15 protein-coding genes are annotated in these 15,791 nt (G+C 60.8%); 12 read left to right on the top strand and 3 right to left on the bottom strand.

Going from position 1 to position 15,791, the window contains the following annotated elements; translation table 11 throughout:
* Window positions 1-98: 98 nt before the first annotated feature.
* Genes BLL38_RS27175 through BLL38_RS27165 form a run of 3 tightly spaced genes read left to right on the top strand, consistent with a single transcriptional unit; the run spans window position 99 to window position 2,778 of the window.
* Window positions 99-977, top strand: a complete 879-nt coding sequence (locus tag BLL38_RS27175) for a heme/hemin ABC transporter substrate-binding protein (protein ID WP_076965034.1) — start codon at window positions 99-101, stop codon at window positions 975-977.
* The gene (locus BLL38_RS27170) at window positions 974-2,011 is read left to right on the top strand and encodes a FecCD family ABC transporter permease (protein ID WP_076965033.1); all 1,038 of its coding nucleotides are present in this window, start codon (window positions 974-976) and stop codon (window positions 2,009-2,011) included. The genes BLL38_RS27175 and BLL38_RS27170 overlap by 4 nt, the downstream gene beginning before the upstream one ends.
* Entirely contained in the window at window positions 2,011-2,778 is a 768-nt protein-coding gene (locus BLL38_RS27165; protein WP_076965032.1) for a heme ABC transporter ATP-binding protein, read from the top strand. Before BLL38_RS27170 ends, BLL38_RS27165 begins: the two co-directional genes overlap by 1 nt.
* Window positions 2,779-3,119: 341 nt before the next feature.
* Here BLL38_RS27165 and BLL38_RS27160 read toward each other — a convergent pair whose 3' ends face one another.
* The 3 genes from BLL38_RS27160 to BLL38_RS27150 all read right to left on the bottom strand — a co-directional run bounded on the left by BLL38_RS27160 (window position 3,120) and on the right by BLL38_RS27150 (window position 5,586).
* Entirely contained in the window at window positions 3,120-3,392 is a 273-nt protein-coding gene (locus tag BLL38_RS27160; RefSeq protein WP_076965031.1) for a TfoX/Sxy family protein, read from the bottom strand.
* A gap of 201 nt (window positions 3,393-3,593) precedes the next feature.
* Window positions 3,594-3,938 carry a pentapeptide repeat-containing protein gene (locus tag BLL38_RS27155; protein WP_076965030.1) on the bottom strand — a complete coding sequence of 115 codons (345 nt, stop codon included), beginning with the start codon at window positions 3,936-3,938 and terminating at the stop codon, window positions 3,594-3,596.
* 91 nt (window positions 3,939-4,029) lie between these two features.
* Window positions 4,030-5,586 carry a bifunctional aminoglycoside phosphotransferase/ATP-binding protein gene (locus tag BLL38_RS27150; protein WP_076965029.1) on the bottom strand — a complete coding sequence of 519 codons (1,557 nt, stop codon included), beginning with the start codon at window positions 5,584-5,586 and terminating at the stop codon, window positions 4,030-4,032.
* A gap of 117 nt (window positions 5,587-5,703) precedes the next feature.
* On the opposite strand from BLL38_RS27150, the gene mrcB reads away from it, so the two are divergent.
* From mrcB to msrQ, 9 genes are all read left to right on the top strand, one after another.
* Window positions 5,704-8,028, top strand: a complete 2,325-nt coding sequence (mrcB, locus tag BLL38_RS27145) for a penicillin-binding protein 1B (RefSeq protein ID WP_076965028.1) — start codon at window positions 5,704-5,706, stop codon at window positions 8,026-8,028.
* Window positions 8,029-8,044: 16 nt separating this feature from the next.
* Window positions 8,045-8,776 carry a tetratricopeptide repeat protein gene (locus BLL38_RS27140; RefSeq protein ID WP_076965027.1) on the top strand — a complete coding sequence of 244 codons (732 nt, stop codon included), beginning with the start codon at window positions 8,045-8,047 and terminating at the stop codon, window positions 8,774-8,776.
* A complete protein-coding gene (locus tag BLL38_RS27135) occupies window positions 8,776-9,105 on the top strand; it encodes a YqcC family protein (RefSeq protein WP_076965026.1) in 330 nt (109 codons plus the stop codon). The genes BLL38_RS27140 and BLL38_RS27135 overlap by 1 nt, the downstream gene beginning before the upstream one ends.
* Window positions 9,106-9,536: 431 nt before the next feature.
* Entirely contained in the window at window positions 9,537-11,261 is a 1,725-nt protein-coding gene (locus BLL38_RS27130; RefSeq protein ID WP_076965047.1) for an acetolactate synthase 3 large subunit, read from the top strand.
* A gap of 2 nt (window positions 11,262-11,263) precedes the next feature.
* Entirely contained in the window at window positions 11,264-11,755 is a 492-nt protein-coding gene (gene ilvN / locus BLL38_RS27125; RefSeq protein ID WP_003176102.1) for an acetolactate synthase small subunit, read from the top strand.
* A 46-nt stretch (window positions 11,756-11,801) separates the two neighbouring features.
* The gene (ilvC, locus tag BLL38_RS27120; protein WP_003176099.1) at window positions 11,802-12,818 is read left to right on the top strand and encodes a ketol-acid reductoisomerase; all 1,017 of its coding nucleotides are present in this window, start codon (window positions 11,802-11,804) and stop codon (window positions 12,816-12,818) included.
* A gap of 144 nt (window positions 12,819-12,962) precedes the next feature.
* Window positions 12,963-13,820 carry a CDP-diacylglycerol--serine O-phosphatidyltransferase gene (gene pssA / locus BLL38_RS27115; protein ID WP_076965025.1) on the top strand — a complete coding sequence of 286 codons (858 nt, stop codon included), beginning with the start codon at window positions 12,963-12,965 and terminating at the stop codon, window positions 13,818-13,820.
* A 63-nt stretch (window positions 13,821-13,883) separates the two neighbouring features.
* Window positions 13,884-14,897 carry a protein-methionine-sulfoxide reductase catalytic subunit MsrP gene (msrP, locus tag BLL38_RS27110; RefSeq protein WP_076965024.1) on the top strand — a complete coding sequence of 338 codons (1,014 nt, stop codon included), beginning with the start codon at window positions 13,884-13,886 and terminating at the stop codon, window positions 14,895-14,897.
* Window positions 14,897-15,517 carry a protein-methionine-sulfoxide reductase heme-binding subunit MsrQ gene (msrQ, locus tag BLL38_RS27105; RefSeq protein ID WP_076965023.1) on the top strand — a complete coding sequence of 207 codons (621 nt, stop codon included), beginning with the start codon at window positions 14,897-14,899 and terminating at the stop codon, window positions 15,515-15,517. Before msrP ends, msrQ begins: the two co-directional genes overlap by 1 nt.
* Window positions 15,518-15,791: the final 274 nt, after the last annotated feature.

Here is a 15,791-nt window from a genome sequence, read left to right as displayed (position 1 = left end):
ATTATCAAATGCCGGCTTCGCCCGTCAGCCGACTGCGTGCTCAGTACGATGCCAGACGGTCACATGACTGGCTCCACCCCTAGGAAGGAAACCCTTTTATGCGCCTGAGTACCAGCGCTATTGCGCTTGTTGTCGGACTGCTGGTCAACCACGTGGCGCAAGCCGCTGAGCTGCCGCAACGCTGGGTCAGCGCCGGGGGGGCGCTGTCGGAGTGGGTGACGGCCCTGGGCGGGGAGTCGAAGCTGGTAGGCGTCGACACCACCAGCCAGCACCCGCAATCGCTCAAGGCGCTGCCCAGTATCGGTTACCAGCGCCAGCTGTCCGCCGAAGGGATCCTGAGCCTGCGCCCGCAGATCCTGGTAGGCACCGAGGAAATGGGGCCACCGCCGGTGCTGGCGCAGATCCGCAGTGCGGGGGTGCAGGTGGAGCTGTTCTCCGCGCAGCCGGACCTGCCGACCCTGCAAGGCAACCTGCAACACCTGGGCAAGCTGTTGGGGGCTGAAGACAAGGCTGCGGCCCTGTTCGGTACGTATCAACAGCAACTCGACCGGCAAAAAGCGGCCGTGACCCAGGCGCAAACCCGGCAAAAGGCCCCGGGCGTGCTGCTGGTGCTCGGGCATGCCGGTGGCAAGCCACTGGTCGCCGGCAAGGACACGGCCGCCGATTGGGTGTTGCAACACGCCGGCGGGCACAACTTGGCGACGCACAGTGGCTACAAGCCATTTTCCGTGGAATCCCTGGCGGGGCTGAGTCCTGACGTGCTGGTGTTCTCCGACCGCGCCCTGAGCGGCGAGGCCGCCCGCGCGGCCTTGTTCAAGCAAAACCCGATTCTGGCGAACACCTCGGCGGCCAAGACCGGCCGGGTGTTTGAGTTGGACCCCACCTTGTTGGTCGGTGGCCTGGGCCCTCGTTTGCCAGCCAGCCTGCAAGCCTTGTCCGCCGGGTTCTACCCCGCTAAAACCCAAGCCGCCCCATGACCACTCTGGTTAAACCTCGCGCGCTGTTTATCGGCTTGAGTTTGTTGTGTGCCGTGGCGATCTGGCTGTCCCTGGCCCTGGGGCCGGTCAGCTTGCCGTTGCTCGACACATTACGTGCCGCGTTACGCTTACTGGGCGTGCCCATCGAGGCCCAAGGCCTGGAGCAGGCTGAACTGATTCTGGGGCAGATCCGTTTGCCGCGCACTTTGCTGGGGCTGGCGGTCGGCGGGGTGCTGGCGCTGTCGGGGGTCGCCATGCAGGGGTTGTTTCGCAACCCGTTGGCCGACCCGGGGCTGGTCGGCGTATCCAGTGGCGCGGCGCTGGGGGCGGCGGTGGCCATCGTCGGCGGCGCGGCCTTCGGTGGCCTGCCGGACGCCGTGGGGCCGTATCTGCTGTCGCTGTGTGCATTCCTCGGTGGCCTGAGCGTGACCGCGCTGGTCTATCGCCTGGGGCGGCGCGACGGCCAGACCCATGTCGCGACCATGTTGTTGGCCGGCATCGCCCTGACCGCCCTGGCGGCCTCGGCGGTGGGCCTGTTCACCTACCTGGCGGATGACGCCACCTTACGCACCCTGACGTTCTGGAACCTTGGCAGCCTCAATGGCGCCAGCTACTCGCGGTTGTGGCCGTTGCTGCTGGTCAGTGTCGGTGTGGCGTTGTGGCTGCCGCGCCGGGCCAAGGCGCTCAATGCCTTGCTGCTGGGGGAGTCGGAAGCCAGTCACCTGGGGATCAATGTCGAGGGGCTCAAGCGCGAGCTGGTGTTTTGCACTGCCCTCGGGGTTGGCGCAGCGGTCGCCGCCGCAGGGCTGATCGGCTTTGTCGGGCTGGTAGTGCCGCACCTGGTGCGGCTGCTGGCGGGGCCGGATCATCGCGTGCTCCTGCCGGCGTCGGTGCTGGCGGGGGCGAGCCTGTTGTTATTCGCCGATTTGGCGGCCCGCCTGGCCCTGGCGCCGGCGGAGTTACCCATTGGCATTGTTACTGCCTTTATCGGCGCGCCGTTTTTTCTTTACCTGCTGTTACGAGGGCGCGCCTGATGCTGCGAGTGGAAAACCTGCAGATCCGTCGCGGTCGCAAAACCGTATTGGCCGATGTGACCCTGGACTTGAAACCCGGTGAAGTTCTGGGTGTGCTCGGCCCCAATGGCGCCGGCAAAAGCACGCTGTTGGGCGCGTTGTGCGCGCAATTGCCCGCGGATGAAGGGCAGGTCTGGCTGGACGACCGCGAGCTCAAGGAGTGGCCGGGCGCGCAACGGGCCCAGCGTCTGGCGGTGCTGCCCCAGGTGTCGACCCTGGATTTTGCTTTTCGCGTCGAGGAAGTGGTGGGCATGGGGCGCTTGCCCCATCAGACCGGCCGGGTGCGCGACGATGAAATCATCCACGCCGCCCTACAGGCCGCCGATGTGGGCCATTTGAGCGGGCGCAGCTACCTGGCGTTGTCCGGCGGTGAACGCCAGCGCGTGCACCTGGCGCGGGTGCTGGCGCAACTCTGGCCGGGCGAGGCGGGGCAGACCTTATTGCTCGACGAGCCGACCTCGATGCTCGACCCGTTGCACCAGCACACCACCTTGCAGGCCATCCGCAGCTTCGCCGATCGCGGCGCGGCGGTGCTGGTGATCCTCCATGACCTGAACCTGGCGGCGCGTTACTGTGACCGCATCCTGCTGCTGGAGGGCGGGCGGCCCCATGCCCTGGAGACACCGGCGCAGGTGTTGCGTCCCGAGCTGCTCAAGGCGGTGTTTGGCCTGGATGTGCTGGTACAGCCCCATCCTGAGCGGGGCCATCCCTTGATCATCGCCCGCTAAAAACCTGTAGGAACCGGCGAGGGCGGTGGGTCAGTTGGCCCATGGGTTACGGATAGATCGCTATCGCAGGCACGCCAGCACCCACAAGGAATGTATTCATATGTCCGGGTCATAAAACCCAGGCAAAAAAAGACCCGGCAAGAGCCGGGTCAAATAACCGTGATTAGCCTGATGAGGAGATAAGCTGAGAGTCCGAACCAATGGTCTTTCAGTTATCGGCTGATCTCGCGACCAGTTGTGATAATCATAACGATTCTCATTTGAGAGTCAACATTTGTTTTCATGTCCCTTGGGAGTTTCCTCAAACGCCTGTTTGGAGTCTGCGCAAACACTGGGCTTTCTCAGTTTTTGTTGTGCGCCGACAGCGCTTCCAGCTGGCGATTCAAGGCTTCCTTGCGCTCGGTGGGAATATCATTCCAATGCACATCCATCAAGGCGCCTTCGATGGCATACAGCAGGACTTTGGACGCCCTGAAACCGCGGGTGCGTACCGCCCGGTAGGCGTCCACTGCGCCTAGGCGGCGCAGGTCCGAAGCGCTATGGATGCCCACCGCATGCAGCCATTGCGCCGAAGTCTTGCCAAGGTTTTTCAGGTGTTGCAGCTCATCATTCATCAAGCCTCCTTGCGATGGCCGAATGGTTCGGTGGGTATCGTGACCAGGCAAGCCTGAAAGGAGTGTAGCGCTCAGTAGGAAAAGCGTAGTTCTTTGCTCAGAAACGATGTAAACGCTTCTAAGGCTGGCGCTGGAATCTTGACGGTGGTGGGCGCAAGCCCCCAGCCCGCGTTGCGCGCAGCCGGGGATAAGGGGGGGCTGTCAGCGGGTGCGGTAACGCAGGCGAGTACCGAAATTGACCGACATAAGGATCTCGTCAGCGCTCAATTCGGCCGGGAAGTAAGTGCCCGAAATCTGCGCATGGGCCAGGCTGGCGCCTTCCAGCGAGCAGCCGCGCAGGTCCAGGCCACGCAAGTCGGCCGAACGGAAGTAGGCGTCGGTGAAGTCCACGCCCTCGGCGTCCAGGTGGCGCAGGTCAAGCCCACGGAAGTCGCCGCCCTGCATATCAATGGGGCCATCCTTGGGGCGTTCCTGATTGAAGCCACGGATGTCATCTTTATGCAGCAGCGCGTAGAGCGGAGTATCAAGCAGCTTCGGCTGGCCCATGGCGGCATCTCCTGTTGGATGTATGACGCCATTATAGTGCCACTATTTTAGGCCGTGAGCTGTTAACCGCATCACGGCCGTGAAATATTTCCTACAGCCCTGGCAGGCGCTGGCGGACATGGGCAACCAGCGCGTCCAGCGTCCCGCTTTCATTGGTCTCGACCCGCTTGCTCAGCAGCAGCTCTTCAGTGCTCAGGGGATCGCGGCTGGCTTGTTGCTGTTCAATGACCGCCAGGGTAGCGTCAGACGGATCGTTTTTATCTGCCTGACGTTTCGCCAGCCAACTGGCGATAACGGCTTGCGGTGCATTGCAATCCAGGATCAGGAAGGGCGCACCGGTGGCTTCTGCGACCTGGGCGGCGGCGGCGCGTTGCTCGCGCTTGAGGTAGGTCGCGTCCAGTACCACCGGGAAGCCTGCGCGCAGCACGGTTTCGGCGAGGGTATGCAGGCGGGTGTAGGTCGCGGCGCTGGCGTCCGTGGCATAGATCCCGGCTTGCGGAGTGTTTTCGACCTGTTGCTCGCCAAACAGGCGCTTGCGTTCTACATCGGAGCGCAGGCGAATGGCGCCGAGGGCGTCGACCAGGCGCATCGCTACATGGCTTTTGCCGGTCGCCGACACGCCATGGGTAATGGCCAGGAAGCGCGAGGGGATGGTGCTGTAGCTTTCAGCCAGGTTGGCGTAGTTGCGGTACTGGCGCAGGGTGGTTGCGCGCTCCACGGGCGTTGCCTCGGGCGGCATGCTGAACAGTGCGACCTTAGCCCGCACCAGGGCACGGTAGGCCTTATAGAAGTTCAGCAGCTCCAGGCTCTGGTAATCGCCGGTCAGTTCCAGGTACTGGCTGATAAAGCGCCGGGCCAGGGACTTGAGGCCGCGGTCTTCCAGGTCCATGGCCAGGAAACCGGTGTCGGCACACACGTCGGTGAAGCGAAACGGCTCGTTGAACTCGATGCAGTCGAAGATCACCACGTGCCCGTCGATCATGGTCGCGTTGCCCAGGTGAATATCACCGTGGCACTCGCGGATAAAACCATTGAGCTTGCGTTGTTCCAGCAGGGGCTTGAGGCGCTCGAAGCTGCTCTCGGCCCAGGCTTGCAGCGCGTCCAGTTGGGCCAGGTCGGCCTTGTCGCTGAGGAACGAACGGATCTGCTCGAAGTTCTGCCGCACCGGCGCCATCACCTCGTCCGGGGTGCCGGCGGGGTGCGCCTCGGGAACCTTGGGCGCGTTGAGGTGGAATTGCGCAATCTGGCTGGCCATTTCATCGATATGGCCGCAGGTCAGCTCGCCATTGGCCTGCAAGGTGCTCAGCAGTTGGCTTTGCGGGAACTGGCGCATTTTCAGCACATATTCGATGGCAGGGCCTTCGCCGCCCAGTTGCGGCGCTTCGACGCTGCCGGTGATCGGCAACACGTCAAGATACAAATCTTGCGTCAGGCGTTGGTTGAGGCGCAGCTCTTCGTTGCAGAAGTGGCTGCGGGCGTCCAATTGGGTGAAGTCGAGGAAGCCGAAGTTCACCGGCTTCTTGATTTTATAGGCATAGGGACCGGTGAGCAGGACCCAGGAAATATGGGTTTCGATGACTTGAAACGCTTCTACCGGATGAGGAAACAGGGCCGGGTTTTGCAGGGCGGCAATCAGTGGCTGGCTCACAGGCGATCCTTCGGAGTCTGGGAAAAGAGTGGAGCGCATTATGGCCGCTCAAGCCGGTCATGCAAACCGCCGTCCGGTTCATGTTGATCATCAATAAAATGCGTATAATCCGCCGCCATGACTCGTACCCGATCTCCCCGCTCCCGTAAAAAACCTCCTTCCCGTAGCCTGCGCCCCTGGCTGGGCTGGGCGCTCAAGCTCGGCCTGGTTGGCCTGGTGGTGATCGCAGGCATCGCGGTCTACCTCGATGCCGTGGTCCAGGAGAAGTTCTCTGGCAAACGCTGGACCATCCCGGCGAAGGTCTACGCTCGCCCGCTGGAGCTGTTTACCGGCCAGAAACTGAGCAAGGCAGACTTCCTGACCGAACTCGACGCGCTGGGCTACCGGCGCGAAGCCGTGGCCAACGGCCCGGGGGCGGCGGCGGTCAGCGGCAATACCGTGGATTTGAATACCCGGGGCTTCCAGTTCTATGAAGGCCTGGAAACGGCGCAACCGGTGCGCGTGCGCTTCTCCGGTGATTACGTGGCCGAACTGTCCGCCCTCAATGGCGGCAAGCTGCCGGTGGTGCGCCTTGAGCCGCTGCTGATCGGCGGGATTTACCCGAAGAACCTTGAAGATCGCATCCTGATCAAGATCGATCAGGTGCCGCCGTACCTGCTGGAAACCCTGGTTGCGGTCGAAGACCGGGATTTCTACAGCCACTGGGGCGTCTCGCCCAAGTCCATCGCCCGCGCGGTGTGGGTCAACACCTCCGGCGGGCGGATGACCCAGGGCGGCAGTACGCTGACGCAACAATTGGTCAAGAATTTCTACCTGACCAGTGAACGCAGCCTGACCCGCAAACTCACCGAAGCCATGATGGCGATGTTGCTGGAGCTACACTACAGCAAGCAGGAGATCCTGGAGGCCTACCTCAACGAGGTGTTCGTCGGCCAGGATGGCCAGCGCGCGGTGCACGGTTTCGGCCTGGCCAGCCAGTTCTTCTTCGGCCAGCCATTGTCCGAGCTCAAGCTGCACCAGGTGGCGTTGCTGGTGGGCATGGTCAAGGGGCCGTCCTATTACAACCCGCGCCGTAACCCGGAGCGGGCCCTGGAGCGCCGCAACCTGGTGCTCGACGTCCTGGAACAGCAGGGCGTAGCCACTGCAGAGCAGGTAGCCGCCGCGAAGAAGATGCCCCTGGGCGTCACCACCCGTGGCAAGTTGGCCGACAGTTCATTCCCCGGCTTTATCGATCTGGTCAAGCGCCAGTTGCGCGAAGACTATCGCGACGAGGACTTGACCGAAGAAGGCCTGCGCATCTTCACCAGTTTCGACCCGATCCTGCAGATGAAGGCCGAAGCTTCGGTCAGCGACACCTTCAAACGCCTGGCCGGGCGTAAAGGCTCGGACGAAGTCGAGGCGGCCATGGTAGTGACCAACCCGGAAACCGGTGAAGTCCAGGCCATGATCGGCAGCCGCCAGGCCAGCTTCGCCGGTTTCAACCGTGCGCTGGATGCCGTGCGCCCGATTGGCTCGCTGATCAAGCCGGCGGTGTACCTCACGGCGTTGGAAAAACCGAGCAAGTACACCCTGACCAGTTGGCTGTCCGACGAAGCGTTTTCGGTCAAGGGCGCCGACGGCCAGGTGTGGAAGCCGCAGAACTATGATCGTCGCTCCCACGGTACGGTGTTCCTGTACCAGGGCCTGGCCCATTCCTACAACTTGTCCACGGCGCGGCTTGGCCTGGAGCTGGGGGTGCCGAATGTGCTCAAGACTCTGGCGCGACTGGGTGTGAGCCGCGAGTTCCCGGCGTTCCCCTCGATGTTGCTGGGCGCGGGGGGGCTGAGCCCGATGGAAGTCGCGACCATGTACCAGACCCTGGCCAACGGTGGCTTCAATACGCCGATGCGCGGGATCCGCAGTGTCCTCACGGCCGAAGGCGAACCGCTCAAGCGCTACCCGTTCCAGATCGAGCAGCGCTTTGACCCGGCCTCCATCTACCTGATCCAGAACGCCATGCAGCGCGTCATGCGTGAAGGCACGGGGCGCTCTGTGTACAGCGTGCTGCCGTCCAACCTGACGCTGGCCGGCAAGACCGGCACCAGTAACGACTCCCGTGACAGTTGGTTCGCCGGTTTCAGCCAGGACCTGCTGGCAGTGGTGTGGCTGGGGCGCGATGACAATGGCAAGACACCGTTCACCGGTGCGACCGGCGCCCTGCAGGTCTGGACCAGCTTTATGCGCAAGGCCGACCCGCTGCCCCTGAACATGCCGCAACCTGACAATATCGTGCAGGCCTGGATCGATCCCCATACCGGTCAGGGCTCCGACGCCAACTGTCCGGGCGCGGTGCAGATGCCGTATATTCGCGGCAGCGAACCGCCAGCCGGCGCGCCGTGTGGCACAGGTGTGCCCACGGATGCGGATTCGGTGATGGATTGGGTCAAGGGCTGGATGAATTAAGCAAAGAGGGTTTCAAGTGAACAAGTGGTTGATTCCAGCTGTTACAACATTGGCTTTGCTCAGTGGTTGCTCCACCGTGCAGCGCGGCTCCATCCCGGTGGTGGATTCCGGTACGGCCGTATCCAACAATGACCGGATCTCGGCCAATGGCGGTTTTCGCCAGACCGTGGTCACCCGTCCAAACCCTGCCACGACCCAGGCCGTGCCCCAGGATTCCGGGGTGGTGGTGATGGTGCCGGGCGGTGGTGCCACCACGTCTGCGCCGATCAGCTCGGCACCCTGGACGCCGGGCCCGATCACACCGGGGCCGTCGACCTCCGCGCCGATTGATACCGCGCCGGTCAACCAGGGCACCTACAACATGCCGTCGACCCCGAGCGGGATTCCGTCCGCCAATGCCGGCGGCCTGTCTGCCGACGAGCAGTTGGATGGCCCGGTCCTGGCCTTGCTCACCACCGCGCAGCAACAGCAGGCCGGTGGCGACCTGAACGGTGCCTCGTCCAGCCTTGAGCGCGCCCAGCGTGTCGCGCCGCGTGAACCGCAGGTGCTCTACCGCCTGGCACAAGTGCGCATGGCCCAGGGTGACGCCGCGCAAGCCGAGCAGTTTGCCCGTCGTGGCCTGACCATGGCCAACGGTCGTCCTGACCTGCAAGCCAGCCTCTGGGGCTTGATTGCCCAGGCGCGCGAGAAGCAGGGGGATGCCGCCGGTGCCGCCCAGGCTCGGCAAAAGGCCAAGGTCAGTCTGTGATGGATGTGCGTTTTCCGGCGATTGCCGAGCAGCTGTTGCTGATAGAGCGTGAATTGCGCCTGGCGGGCTGGTGGGATGAAGTGTCCCCCAGTGCCGAGGCGCTGAGCAGTGTCGAGCCGTTTTCCGTGGATACCCTGGATTTTCATCAGTGGTTGCAGTGGATCTTCCTGACCCGGATGAAACAGATCCTCGAACAGGACCTGCCGCTGCCCAATGCGTCGGGCATCCTGGAGATGGCCGAGATGGTCTACGCCGATCGTCCCCGGGAGAGCCTCGGCTTGCGGTCTGCGCTGAAAAAGTTCGACCAATTGATCGTCGGCGCTCGTTAATTGCCTGACTGCCGGGTTTTTCGGCAGTCTTGCGCACATTTCTACCGCTTGACGACATTCAGGCGAGTTTTATCCCTCCTCAAAGCCCTTTCTTCTACGTTCTCATGCGCTTAGTTGGAAAAAAGCGCAATTATTGCTTGACTTGAAGGGGCTGAAACAGAAGAATCCAAAGTCCGCTGTATCGGGACTGCCAGAAGCAGGCCCGCTCAGCAGATCATGAGGCGCACATCCGCGCCGACCTGTTACACCCGCAACGCGTTACCTCGCGCTGGGTGGGAAAAGCCCGCAACACTTGGGACGATCCCAATACTTGCTCAGTCAGTGCTGACGTAGTCGGCGACCACCGTCGCTCATGCTCTGTTGAGAAGTAAACCTATTAAGACCCGTCGGTTTTCAACGGACGGTATTCTGGCGTTTTAGAGGTGAACAACGTGGAGCTTTTATCTGGCGGTGAGATGCTCGTCCGCTTTTTGCGTGACGAAGGCGTCGACTATATCTACGGGTACCCGGGTGGTGCTCTGCTGCATGTCTACGACGCACTGTTCAAGGAACCGGCGGTCAACCATATCCTGGTTCGCCATGAACAGGCCGCGACCCATATGGCTGACGGTTATGCCCGTGCCACCGGTAAAGCCGGCGTGGTGCTGGTAACGTCCGGCCCTGGCGCAACCAATGCCATTACCGGCATCGCGACTGCGTATATGGACTCTATTCCGATGGTGATCATTTCCGGCCAGGTGGCGAGCACCATGGTGGGCACTGATGCATTCCAGGAAACCGACATGATCGGTATTTCCCGGCCGATCGTGAAACACAGCTTCATGATCAAGCACGCCTCGGAAATCCCGGAAGTCATGAAAAAGGCCTTCTACCTCGCGCAATCCGGTCGTCCGGGGCCTGTGGTGGTCGATATCCCGAAAGACATGACCAACCCGGCGGAAAAGTTCGAATACGTCTTCCCGAAGAAAGCCAAGCTGCGTTCCTACAGCCCGGCCGTGCGTGGGCACTCGGGGCAGATCCGCAAGGCGGCAGAAATGCTCCTGGCGGCCAAGCGCCCCGTGCTGTACTCGGGTGGCGGCGTGATCCTGGGCGGCGGTTCCGCGCCTTTGACCGAACTGGCCAAGCTGCTCAACTTGCCGGTGACCAACACCTTGATGGGCCTCGGTGCCTTCCCGGGTTCGGATCGTCAGTTCGTCGGCATGCTCGGCATGCACGGCAGCTACACGGCCAACCTGACCATGCACCACGCCGATGTGATCCTGGCCGTGGGCGCGCGGTTCGATGACCGGGTAATCAATGGCGCGAGCAAGTTCTGCCCGAATGCCAAGATCATCCACATCGACATCGACCCGGCGTCCATCTCCAAGACCATCAAGGCCGACGTGCCGATCGTGGGGCCTGTGGAAAGCGTATTGACCGAGATGGTCGCTGCGCTCAAGGACATCGGTCAGACGCCGAACAAAGAATCCGTTGCCAGCTGGTGGAAGCAGATCGACGAGTGGCGCGGTGACCGCGGCCTGTTCCCTTACGACAAGGGCGACGGCAGCATCATCAAGCCACAGACCGTGATCGAAACCCTGTGCGAAGTGACCAAGGGCGATGCCTTTGTGACCTCCGATGTGGGCCAGCACCAGATGTTCGCTGCGCAGTACTACAAGTTCGACAAGCCTAACCGCTGGATCAACTCCGGTGGCCTGGGCACGATGGGCTTTGGTTTCCCGGCGGCCATGGGGGTGAAGCTGAGTTTCCCGGAGACCGACGTTGCGTGCGTCACCGGCGAAGGCAGTATCCAGATGAACATCCAGGAGCTGTCGACCTGCCTGCAATATGGCTTGCCGGTGAAGATCGTCTGCCTGAACAACGGTGTGTTGGGCATGGTTCGCCAATGGCAGGACATGAGCTACAACAGTCGCCACTCCCATTCCTACATGGAGTCGCTGCCTGACTTCGTCAAATTGGTTGAGGCCTATGGCCATGTCGGCATGCGCATCACCGATTTGAAGGATCTCAAGCCGAAGATGGAAGAGGCGTTCGCCATGAAGGATCGCCTGGTGTTCCTCGACATTCAGGTCGACACCAGCGAGCACGTCTACCCGATGCAGATCAAAGACGGCTCAATGCGCGATATGTGGCTGAACAAGACGGAGCGAACCTAATCATGCGGCACATTATCTCCCTGCTTCTGGAGAACGAACCGGGCGCTCTGTCTCGTGTGGTCGGCCTGTTTTCGCAGCGTAACTACAACATTGAAAGCCTGACCGTGGCGCCGACCGAAGACCCGACCCTGTCGCGCCTGACGTTGACCACCGTGGGCCACGATGAGGTGATCGAGCAGATCACCAAGAACCTCAACAAACTGATCGAAGTGGTCAAGCTGGTCGATTTGTCGGAAAGTGCCCACATCGAGCGTGAGCTGATGCTGGTCAAGGTCAAGGCCACGGGCGCCCAACGTGCCGAGATCAAGCGCACTACCGATATTTATCGTGGGCAGATCGTCGATGTGAGCGCCAGCGTTTATACCGTTCAACTGACCGGTACCAGCGACAAACTGGACAGCTTCATCCAGTCGATCGGGACGGCCTCGATTCTGGAAACCGTACGCAGTGGTGTCACCGGGATTGCCCGTGGCGACAAAGTACTCAGCATCTAACCCAATTAGCGAATGGCCTTACGGCCTGGATATATAGAGGAACCTCATGAAAGTTTATTACGATAAAGATTGTGACCTGTCGATCATCCAGGGCAAGAAAGTCGCCATCATCGGTTACGGCTCCCAGGGCCACGCCCAGGCGTGCAACCTGAAAGACTCCGGCGTCGACGTCACTGTCGGCCTGCGTAAAGGCTCGGCCACTGTGGCTAAGGCTGAAGCCCACGGCCTGAAAGTGACTGACGTGGCTTCCGCTGTTGCGGCTGCCGACCTGGTCATGATCCTGACCCCGGACGAGTTCCAGTCCGCGCTGTACAAGAACGAAATCGAGCCGAACATCAAGAAAGGCGCCACCCTGGCCTTCTCCCACGGCTTCGCGATCCACTACAACCAGGTTGTACCGCGCGCTGACCTCGACGTGATCATGATCGCGCCGAAAGCACCGGGCCACACCGTGCGTTCCGAGTTCGTCAAGGGCGGCGGTATCCCTGACCTGATCGCGATCTACCAGGACGCCTCGGGCAACGCCAAGAACGTTGCACTGTCCTACGCAGCTGGCGTTGGCGGCGGTCGTACCGGCATCATCGAAACCACCTTCAAGGACGAGACCGAAACCGACCTGTTCGGCGAGCAAGCCGTTCTGTGTGGCGGTACCGTTGAACTGGTAAAAGCCGGTTTTGAAACCCTGGTTGAAGCGGGCTACGCACCAGAAATGGCCTACTTCGAGTGCCTGCACGAACTGAAGCTGATCGTTGACCTCATGTACGAAGGCGGTATCGCCAACATGAACTACTCGATCTCCAACAACGCCGAATACGGCGAGTACGTGACCGGCCCGGAAGTGATCAACGCCGAATCCCGTCAGGCCATGCGCAACGCCCTGAAACGTATTCAGGACGGCGAATACGCCAAAATGTTCATCAGCGAAGGCGCTACCGGCTACCCTTCGATGACCGCCAAGCGTCGTAACAACGCCGCACACGGTATCGAAGTCATCGGCGAGCAACTGCGCTCCATGATGCCGTGGATCGGTGCCAACAAGATCGTCGACAAAGCCAAGAACTAAGTCGCACGTGTCTACGAAAAAACGCGGCCCAGGCCGCGTTTTTTCGTTTGAGAGCCGGTTCTGGTATAAAGCTGCATCGTTTGCGGGCGAACACTCGCCGCAAGTGTCTGTCGAATTTTTTCACACCGTTGCAAGGTAAAGTCCATGAGCGAACGCCCCGAAGAGCCAAACCAGGCCTCTGACGCCGAAAGCCTGCTACCGATCGATGAGCATGTCGAAGAAGGGCATGACGCACAAGGCCGCAAGGTCCGGCATCGTGGCATCTATCTTCTGCCCAACCTGTTCACCACGGCGAACCTGTTTGCCGGTTTCTACTCCATCATCAATTCCATGAGTGCCCAGAGCGCGCTGGCGGCAGGTGATGCGGCGAGCGCGAGCAAATACTTCGGTTTTGCGGCCATTGCGATCTTCATTGCGATGGTGCTCGACGGCCTTGATGGTCGCGTAGCGCGGATGACCAATACCCAAAGTGCCTTTGGTGCCGAGTACGACTCGTTGTCGGACATGGTTGCCTTCGGGGTTGCGCCGGCGTTACTGGCATTCGCCTGGGCCCTGGGGGATATGGGCAAGGTCGGCTGGATGGTTGCCTTCATCTATGTCGCCGGTGCCGCATTGCGCCTGGCTCGCTTCAACACCCAGGTGGGGACGGCGGACAAGCGCTACTTCATCGGGCTGGCCAGCCCGGCTGCGGCAGGCGTGGTGGCGGGTATCGTCTGGGCGTTCAGTGATTACGGCATCCAGGGCTCCAAGATGTCGTTCCTGGTGGCGTTGATGGTGGCGGCAGCAGGCATGCTGATGGTCAGTAATATCAAGTACAACAGCTTCAAGGAGCTGGATCTCAAAGGGCGCGTACCGTTTGTGGCCATTTTGGTGGTGGTGCTGGTGTTCGCCGTGGTCTTCAGCGATCCACCGCGCATTCTGCTGCTGGCATTCCTGGTGTATGCGGCGTCGGGGCCGATTCAGTACCTGTTGCATCTGCGCCGGGGCAAAACATTGCCTTAATGTAATTTCCCCCATACTCCGCAGTCTATTGGTGCATCAGTTCTCCAATGCTGCGGAGTTGCCATGTTAATCAAGTTACCCAAAGCGTCCGACTGCCACGAATCGGATGTCACCCCGCAATCCCTCTATTTCTCCCGCCGCAGTTTGCTTGGTGGCGCGCTGGCTGGTATTGCTGCCAGCAGCCTGCCGCGTTGGGCAAGTGCGGCTGATGCTGCGCGTTATGCCGATGTCGAACCTGGCAAGGCTCCCGGCTGGTTTGTCGAGAAGCTGCCTGGCACGCAATGGCAGGCGGTGACGGTCAAAGACGAGGCCATCACGCCGTTCAAAGATGCGACCCATTACAACAACTTCTATGAGTTCGGTACGGACAAGGGCGACCCGGCGGCAAATGCCGGTTCCCTCAAGACCGAGCCATGGAGCGTCGTGATTGATGGTGAGGTCGCAAAACCGGGGCGTTACGCCCTGGAAGACTTCATGAAGCCCTATCAGTTGGAAGAGCGAATCTACCGTCTACGCTGTGTCGAGGCGTGGTCGATGGTCATTCCCTGGATAGGCTTTCCCATATCGGCTTTGCTTAAACAGGTGGAGCCGACCTCCAGTGCCAAGTACATCCGCTTTGAAACCCTGCAGGACCCCAAGAGCATGCCGGGCCAGCGTTCAAGTTTCGGCCTGATCGACTGGCCCTATATAGAAGGGTTGCGCCTGGATGAGGCGATGAACCCTTTGGCGATCCTGGCCGTGGGCATGTATGGGCGGGAATTGCCCAACCAGAACGGCGCGCCGCTGCGTTTGGTGGTGCCGTGGAAGTATGGCTTCAAGAGTGTGAAGTCCATCGTGCGGATCAGCCTGGTCAGCGAGCAACCCAAGACCACCTGGCAAAGTATTGCAGCGGATGAATATGGGTTTTATGCGAATGTGAATCCTACGGTCGATCACCCGCGCTGGACCCAGGCGCGGGAGCGGCGTCTGCCTAGCGGCTTGTTCAGCCCGAATGTGCGCGAGACGCAGATGTTCAATGGCTACTCGGATGAGGTCGCTTCTCTTTATACGGGCCTTGATCTGCGGAAAAACTACTGATGCGCTACCCCATCTGGCGCCTCGGCGTCTTTATCGCAGTGGCGGTGTGGCCGTTGTACTGGTTGTATGAGGCTTGGAGTCTCACCTTGGGGCCTGATCCCGGCAAAGTGCTGGTGGATCGCCTGGGGTTGGGAACCCTGATCCTGTTGCTGGTCACACTAGGGATGACGCCGCTGCAAAAGTTGAGCGGTTGGGCGGGGTGGATCGCCGTGCGCCGGCAGTTGGGGTTGTGGTGCTTTGCTTATGTGGTGCTGCACCTTGCGGCTTATTGTGTATTTATCCTTGGGTTGGATTGGTCGCAGTTGGGCGTCGAGCTGCGCAAACGCCCCTACATTATTGTGGGAGCGTTGGCGTTCCTGTGCTTGCTGGCGTTGGCGGTGACATCCAATCGCTATAGCCAGCGTCGATTGGGTACCCGTTGGAAGAAGTTGCATCGCCTGGTGTATGTGATTCTGGGGCTTGGTCTGTTGCATATGCTGTGGATTGTGCGTGCCGACCTGAAGGAGTGGGCTATCTATGCTTCTATAGGAGGGCTGCTTTTGGTCCTACGGATTCCACCGGTGATGCGCCGAATTCCCCGCCTTATTGCTAAAAAAGCACCTTCTGCAACAAAAGCGTAATTAACGCTTGACGGCAGATTCTGGAAGTCTATAATTCGCCCCACTTCCGGCGCAGTCGAAACGGAAAACTCCTTGGTAAACAAAGAGTTATGCAGAATTCGACAGCGAGTTGCTTCAGTCCATCGAAGCCCAGAAGGAGTTGGTAGAGCAATGTTGTTTGGCTCTATTAACGTTTCGATCCTCTCGGTCGAAAGCGGAGAAAAAGAGGTGTTGACAGCAGCGTGTAACGCTGTAGAATTCGCCTCCCGCTAACGAGAGATCGGAAGCGCAAGTG

This window comes from Pseudomonas gessardii, assembly GCF_001983165.1.
In the GTDB taxonomy this organism is placed as follows: domain Bacteria; phylum Pseudomonadota; class Gammaproteobacteria; order Pseudomonadales; family Pseudomonadaceae; genus Aquipseudomonas; species Aquipseudomonas gessardii.
This window is presented reverse-complemented; position numbering and strand designations above follow the sequence as displayed.